Origin of the sequence: Daejeonella sp., from assembly GCF_049655485.1 — a bacterium.
Taxonomy (GTDB): Bacteria; Bacteroidota; Bacteroidia; order Sphingobacteriales; family Sphingobacteriaceae; genus Daejeonella.
Genome location: NZ_JBASJU010000183.1, coordinates 1 through 7,649, shown reverse-complemented (window position 1 = coordinate 7,649; position 7,649 = coordinate 1). Strand labels below are relative to the sequence as shown.

At 41.7% G+C, this 7,649-nt stretch carries 5 protein-coding genes; 2 read left to right on the top strand and 3 right to left on the bottom strand.

What is annotated here, in order from left to right; all coding sequences use genetic code 11:
• Positions 1-67: 67 nt before the first annotated feature.
• From WBJ10_RS07755 to WBJ10_RS07745, 3 genes are read right to left on the bottom strand one after another with little or no spacing between them, the layout of a single operon-like run.
• Positions 68-862 carry an undecaprenyl-diphosphate phosphatase gene (locus WBJ10_RS07755; RefSeq protein ID WP_424288987.1) on the bottom strand — a complete coding sequence of 265 codons (795 nt, stop codon included), beginning with the start codon at positions 860-862 and terminating at the stop codon, positions 68-70.
• Positions 862-1,098: a DUF3098 domain-containing protein gene (locus WBJ10_RS07750; protein WP_424288985.1), complete on the bottom strand. Its 237-nt coding sequence runs from the start codon at positions 1,096-1,098 to the stop codon at positions 862-864. Before WBJ10_RS07750 ends, WBJ10_RS07755 begins: the two co-directional genes overlap by 1 nt.
• A complete protein-coding gene (locus tag WBJ10_RS07745) occupies positions 1,098-1,976 on the bottom strand; it encodes a cell division protein FtsX (RefSeq protein ID WP_424288984.1) in 879 nt (292 codons plus the stop codon). Before WBJ10_RS07745 ends, WBJ10_RS07750 begins: the two co-directional genes overlap by 1 nt.
• Before the next feature lie 112 nt (positions 1,977-2,088).
• On the opposite strand from WBJ10_RS07745, the gene leuS reads away from it, so the two are divergent.
• Positions 2,089-4,875, top strand: a complete 2,787-nt coding sequence (gene leuS, locus WBJ10_RS07740) for a leucine--tRNA ligase (protein ID WP_424288982.1) — start codon at positions 2,089-2,091, stop codon at positions 4,873-4,875.
• 146 nt (positions 4,876-5,021) lie between these two features.
• On the top strand, positions 5,022-7,508 hold the full coding sequence (locus WBJ10_RS07735; protein WP_424288980.1) for a TonB-dependent receptor domain-containing protein: 2,487 nt from the start codon (positions 5,022-5,024) through the stop codon (positions 7,506-7,508).
• Positions 7,509-7,649: the final 141 nt, after the last annotated feature.

The following is a 7,649-nucleotide window of genomic DNA, read 5'->3' as shown; positions in this document are numbered from 1 at the left end:
TTGACTAATAGCATTTCACCTTCAGCAAAATTGAATTCAGGAAACTCTTTTGGGGTATTTTCGTTCATCAGATCACTTGAAGATCTTGGCCGGAGAGAAGTAATATTAGAAGAATACCACCTACAACGATCCTGTACCAACCAAACAGCCGAAATCCGCGCGTTTGAAGAAAGCTTATAAAATATTTTATGGCGAGCATCGCTACGATAAATGCCACTACATTTCCGATAATTAACAACTGGACTTCTTCTCCGCTGATAACGTAGCCATCCTTATAGAAGTCGTAAAGCTTTTTTGCGGTTGCACCAAACATGGTTGGGACTGCAAGAAAGAACGAAAACTCAGCGGCCGCTTTCCGCGTTAAATTTTGGGACATTCCTCCAACAATTGTTGCTGCTGATCTGGAGGTCCCGGGGATCATAGACAAGCATTGAAATAATCCAATTTTAAAAGCTGTGGAATAGGTGATCTGATTTGAATCGTCCATCGTCCCATTTTTAAACCATTTGTCTACGAACAGAAGGATTATACCGCCGATGAGGAGCGCAATGGCAACAGTAAGCGGGCTCTCAAGAAGCTGGTCTATTTTATCGCTCAAAAGCATCCCGAAAAATACAGCCGGAATAAAAGCGACTAAAAGCTTGAAATAAAAGTCGAGTGATTGGAAAAAGCGTTTAAAATAGAGAACAATAACGGAGAGTATGGCTCCGAGTTGTATAGCCACGGTAAACAGCTTCACGAAGTTCTCAGACTGAATGCCCATCAAAGATGAACCAAGTATCATATGCCCGGTCGAGGAAACCGGTAAAAACTCAGTCAGGCCCTCGATAATTGCCAGAATGATGGCCTGAAGAATAGTCATTAATTATGGTTAGCCGGTTTTTTCAGAATGGCGATAAATCCAATGGCGAAGCCGATCAGTACAATGATCGGAGCGAGAACGATTTTGCTCGAACTGTAGATATCTGTATCGCCTGCCATTATAATAAAGCCCAAAATCACTACAATAATGCCGACAATCATCAGCATATAATTACTTTTTTGGAACACAAAAGGTTCCTGAATGTTTTCCTTTACCGGAGTTTTTTTCTGTGCCATTATCTATAAAGGTCATGTATTTTTAAACGAAGAAATTTACTTACCGCGAAATAGGTGCTCAGGCCTGAAATGAGAATCCCGATTCCAATAACCCCTAAAAACACGATACCAAATTCGAACCAGTTCCGTAAGATGATCAATTCAGGCACCTGTTGCTGGGCGAAATATAAAGTGAGCAGCAGCAGTATAATCGCGATTAATCCTGCAAGCAGTCCGTGAAGAATACCATATGCTAAAAAAGGTTTGCGGATAAAACCACGCGTAGCACCAACTAGTTGCATACTTTTGATCAGGAAACGCTGGGAATAAATTGCCAGGCGGATGGTATTATTTATAAGTGCAACTGCGATGATCAATAATATGCCAGCAAAAGCGAGAATAACCAGGCCAATGCCTCGGATATTCTGATTTACCATATCGATCAGCGATTTCTGATAAATTACTTCTTTAACCAACGGGTTTTTGTTCAGCTGTGCAGTGAAGGTTTGGATACTGGCATTATTAGCATAATCAGCCTTCATATAAACATCAATGGAAGATAATAATGGGTTATACCCTAAAAACTCTACGAAATCCTCACCCAGATCTTTAGTAAGGTTCCTTGCAGCAAGTTCTTTGCTTACATATTCGGTTTTTAAAACAACAGGATTGGCATCGAGCTGTTTTTGGAGAGCGGTGATGTCTACCTCTTTAGCGCCCTCGTTGACGATGATGTTAAGCACAATATTCTCTTTGACATAGTTGGATAAGTTTTTTGCATGAACCAGAATTAGCCCCAATAGCCCGGTCATTAACAAGACCAGCGCAATGCTAATCACGGTTGACACATAAATTGTTTTCGTTTTTTTGGCCGAGGTGCTTCCTTCAAATTCTTCCATAAGCAAAGATTATATCCGCGAAAATAAAGATTTCACTTTATAAACGTAGTAATATGAATGTTAATATGGTGTTAAAATTTGTTTTAGTATTTTCGCACCTTATTTTAATAGCATGGATTATCAATTCAGAGATATAGAGAAAAGGTGGCAGAAATTCTGGGCCGACAACCAGACATTTAAAGTCGACAACAATTCCGCCAAACCCAAGTATTATGTCCTGGATATGTTTCCTTATCCATCAGGTGCCGGCTTACATGTTGGCCATCCCCTGGGTTACATCGCATCAGATATATTTTCCCGTTATAAACGGTTGAAAGGATTTAATGTATTGCATCCCATGGGATATGATTCTTTTGGACTTCCTGCCGAGCAATACGCTATTCAGACTGGACAACATCCGGCAATTACTACTGAAACCAACATTAACAGATATCGCGAGCAGCTTGATAACCTGGGTTTTTCTTTTGACTGGAGCCGCGAGGTAAGAACCAGTGATCCCGGATATTATAAGTGGACCCAATGGATATTCATGCTTTTGTTCAACTCCTGGTACAATTTAGAGTCCGACATGGCCGAAAGTATTGAAACCTTAATAAGCAAACTTGAAGAATCGGGAAGCGCTGGAATTAAGGCCGTTTGTGATGAGGATATTAGCTTGCTTACTGCTGAGGAATGGAAAAATAAATCGAACGAAGAAAAGCAGATAGAGTTATTAAAATATCGCCTGACTTATCTTCGGGAAAGCACTGTGAACTGGTGCCCTGCACTGGGAACTGTCCTGGCTAACGATGAAGTTAAGGATGGTTTTTCTGAGCGAGGGGGATATCCTGTTGAACAGAAAAAAATGATGCAATGGAGCATGCGTATTACAGCTTATGCTGATCGTTTATTGCAGGGACTTGATACTATCGACTGGCCTGAACCGCTAAAAGAGATGCAGCGGAACTGGATCGGAAAAAGCGTTGGTGCCCTGGTAAGCTTTCCTCTTGAGGGCCGCGAAGGCACCATCGATGTGTTCACCACACGTGTCGACACGATTTATGGTGCGACCTTCCTGGTTCTTGCACCTGAGCATGAACTTGTTGAATCCTTAACAACAAGCGACAAAAAAGAAGAGATAGCCAATTACATAGGTCAGACGAAGAAAAAGAGTGAGCTCGATCGTATGGCCGATACAAAAACAGTTTCAGGGGCATTTACGGGAGGTTATGCACTTCACCCTATAAGTGGAGAGCGGATTCCTGTTTGGATTGCCGATTACGTTCTGGCCGGTTATGGAACCGGTGCGGTTATGGCTGTTCCGTCGGGAGATCAGCGCGATTGGTTATTTGCAACTAAATTTAACCTGCCGATAGTAGCTATTTCCGACGCACAGGTTGACCTTGAAAAACAGGCAGATCCAACCAAGGAAGGAAAATATATCAATTCCGAACTGATCAATGGCCTGGATTATAAATCAGCAACAGCTGCCTTAATCAATAAACTGGAAGAGCTGGGTGCTGGCAAAGCAAAAGTTAATTACCGTTTGCGGGATGCGATATTCGGTCGCCAGCGTTACTGGGGTGAACCTGTACCTGTATATTTTAAAGACGGCCTTCCACATCTTATTGAAGTTTCAGAATTGCCTCTTGTACTTCCAGACGTTGATAAATATCTTCCAACGGAGAGCGGCGAGCCTCCTTTAGGCCGTGCTGAAAACTGGAAATATCATAACAAACTCGACTATGAGTTGAGTACCATGCCAGGATGGGCGGGCTCAAGCTGGTATTGGTTCCGTTATATGGACGCCAGGAATGAAGGGGAATTTGCATCTAAAGACGCCATTTCCTATTGGAAAGATGTGGATCTTTATATAGGCGGCTCGGAACATGCAACCGGCCACTTATTATACAGCCGTTTCTGGAATAAGTTTCTTAAGGATCTCGGCTTCGTTACTGAAGAGGAACCTTTCAAGAAACTGATTAACCAGGGAATGATCCAGGGAAGATCCAATTTCGTTTATCGTTTGATAGATGAAGAGGGGAAAGGAACCAATACCTTTGTTTCCGCAGGATTAAAGTCAGAATATAAGACTTCAGCAATGCATGTTGATGTAAACATCGTTGAAAACGAAATACTGGATATCACGAGGTTTAAATCCTTCAGACCTGAATTTGAAAATGCTGAATTCATTCTTGAAAATGGGAAGTATATCTGTGGTGTAGAAATTGAAAAGATGTCGAAGTCTAAGTTCAATGTGGTTAATCCTGATGAACTAGCTGAGCGTTATGGTGCAGACACCCTGCGCATGTACGAGATGTTCCTGGGCCCTTTAGAACAAAGCAAACCCTGGAATACCAATGGAATCGAAGGCGTATTCAAATTCCTGCGTAAATTCTGGAAGCTTTTCCATGACGATGAATTCAATTTCATGGTATCTGATGAAGAACCATCGAAAGCAGAATACAAAGCTTTGCATAAGATCATAAGGAAAGTAGAAGAGGATATTGAGCGCTTTTCATTCAATACCTCTGTCTCCAGTTTTATGATCTGTGTAAATGAACTCACCGACCTTAAGTGCAACAAAAGAGAAATCCTCCAGGACCTGGTTATCGTTCTTCAGCCTTATGCGCCACACATCACGGAAGAGTTGTGGACACTATTGGGGAATGAAGCCGGGAAGATCTCTGAAGCCAATTATCCTGTATTTAACCCCGAATATTTAGTAGAAAACGAATTCTCTTATCCTGTTTCGATCAACGGTAAAACACGTTTAAACCTAAATTTGTCACTGAGCCTCACCCAAGCCGAAATTGAAGAATTAATTTTGGAGAGCAACGACGTGCAGAAATATTTGGAAGGTAAAAATCCTAAAAAGATAATATTCGTGAAAGGTAAGATAATTAACGTTGTAGTTTAATTTTCAAGTATTTAATCCCGTATTTCGATATCATTTCTTGTCGGAAGCAAACCCGCTTAAAATCTAGTTAAGTATCTGCAATGTTGTGCACAGAGGTGTAACAATCGCTTATTTGCTGCGACTAATAAAACAAAAAATCAATCATAATGAAACGTATTTTACTAGCAATACTCTTTATATCCACCCTTGGTACAGCCTCTGCTCAAGGCTTGGGAGCCCCAGCTGCGGCCACTGTTACCGGCCGAATAAGCGGGACGATCCTGGACTCAGTTTCCCGGCAGCCCATTGATTATGCCACTATAGCTCTGAGCCGCGCAGGGACAACAAGATCTACAAACGGCGCGCTGACAGATGACAAAGGATCATTTAAAATTGAGAATATATCTGCAGGTGTATACCGTCTCACGATCGCCTTTTTGGGATACAAAACCAAAATCATCGACTCAGTAACGACAACCGCCGCAAAACCTGGCCTGAATGTTGGCCGGATATTTCTTGCACCCAATTCGAAGGCACTTGGGGAAGTAGTTGTAACCGGTACAACTCCCATCATTGAAAATAAGATCGACAAACTTGTATACAATGCCGAGCAGGATGTAGCTATTGCGGGAGGAAATGCGACAGATGTATTGCGTAAAGTTCCTCTTCTTTCTGTGGATTTTGAAGGGAACGTTTCCTTAAGGGGAAGCCAGAATGTTAGGGTTCTTATTAATGGTAAGCCATCCGGATCTATGGCTAATAATATGGCAGATGCATTAAAAGCGATTCCCGCTGATCAGATAAAAAATGTGGAGGTAATTACATCCCCATCGGCTAAATATGATGCTGAGGGTACTTCAGGTATAATAAATATTATCACTAAAAAGAACAACCTTGCTGGTGTGAGTGGCTCTGTAAATACGGGTGTGGGCACGCGTCAGAATAGCGGAAACGTTAATCTAAATGCTAAAACCGGTCGCTTAGCAGTTACTGCAAATGGCGGCGGATTTTATTCATGGCCACAAACAAGCACCATTTCCTTCAATCGGGCGAGCAACAATGGTTCGCAGGTATTAAGTCAGACCGGTAAAAGCGAATCAGATCGTCTTGCAGCAAATGGTTCCATTGGAGCTGATTATGATTTTAACAGCTTCAATTCCATAAGTTCAAATGTACGCTTGAATGGTTTTAATACCAATGTTGATGGAAGCAACATTAACGAAAACATGTTCGGCGGAACTCCCGTGGTCTTCACACGGTTAAGCGATAACGCAATGCAAATGAATGGTTTTGACTGGAGCAGTGATTTCCTTCATAAATTTAAAAAGAAGGACCAGCAAATATCAATCGCGTATCAGCTTTCTAATAGTGTACAGCAGAATAATTACACCACAGATTTCTCTAACACAATCGTTGATGAATATGGAGATAATGATGCCGATAACACCGAGAATACAGTTCAGGTCGATTACACACACCCTTTCAAAAAGGTGACTTTGGAAACAGGGGTTAAAAGTATCTTAAGAGATATTATAAGCGATAACCGTACCCGCAATTTCAACTCTACAACGAGTGCTTTCACTCCGATAGCTGCGCGTACTTACATTTACGATTATAATCAGGATGTGTATTCTGCATATGCCACATTTGCATTCACTCTTGCTAAGAAATACGGAATCAGAGCAGGAGCGAGATATGAAGCCACTGAAATTGAGGGCGATTCAAGAAGTGAAGGTACGGGCGTCTCTCCATTTGCCAGTAGTTATTACAACCTGGTTCCAAGTTTCGTAGTATCCCGGACTTTCAAGAACTATTCGACTATTAAATTGAGTTACAATCAACGTCTGCAAAGACCAAGTCTCTTCTACTTAAATCCTTTCCTGAACAGCGCTGATATCTTTAATCAGTCACAAGGTAACCCTTCTCTGAAGCCAGAGTTATCACATAATATTGAATTCAACTATTCAATGTTTGTTAAGACCAGTGTAGTGAATGCTTCAGTATTCTATCGCCGGACTAACGACATCATAGAGAGTTTCATTCTTCCGATCTCCGTAACTGATCCGACTACCGGAAATAGCGTTTCGGGGTCAAAGACTACTTACAGGAATGTGGGAAATAACAATTCCGTCGGTTTTAATTTCTTCGGACAGATCAATCCAGTAAAACCGCTTACGCTACGTGGTAATTTTAATGTGTTCACCTATGATATTACAACCAATAATACGGTTGTCGTTGCGAACGCGAACAGCGGCGTGCAAATCCTTTATAACGGCTTTTTAATGGGAACCTATGCATTTCCAAAAGGACTTACTTTCGAGACTTTCCTGATCACCAACTCACCGCGCCGTACAGCGCAGGGTCGCAATCCATCATTTAACATGTGGAACCTGGGATTAAAGAAAGAAATACTTGAGAAAAAAGGAAGTATTGGCTTGACGGTTATCGATCCGTTCAATGAGCGGAAGAACTTCCGCCAGAATATAACTGGTTCCGATTTCACCCAGTCAAGTAATTTCTCCTTGCCTTTCAGATCATTCGGGATGAGTTTCAGCTACCGCTTCGGTAAAATGACGATGCAGGCTCCGAGAAAAAAACGTGGAGTTACTAATGATGACTTGAAACAGAATGAGCAAAATACGGGGAACCAGTAAGCCTTGAAAAAGTTTAGAACCCGGCGTTGCCGGGTTTTTTTGTTTTAGCGGAATGTGTTTATTTCAGACGGCTTACTTACACACCGAAATTTGAACCGCAGAGTACGCAAAGTTTTTTTATAATGCTGCTATGTTTTGTAA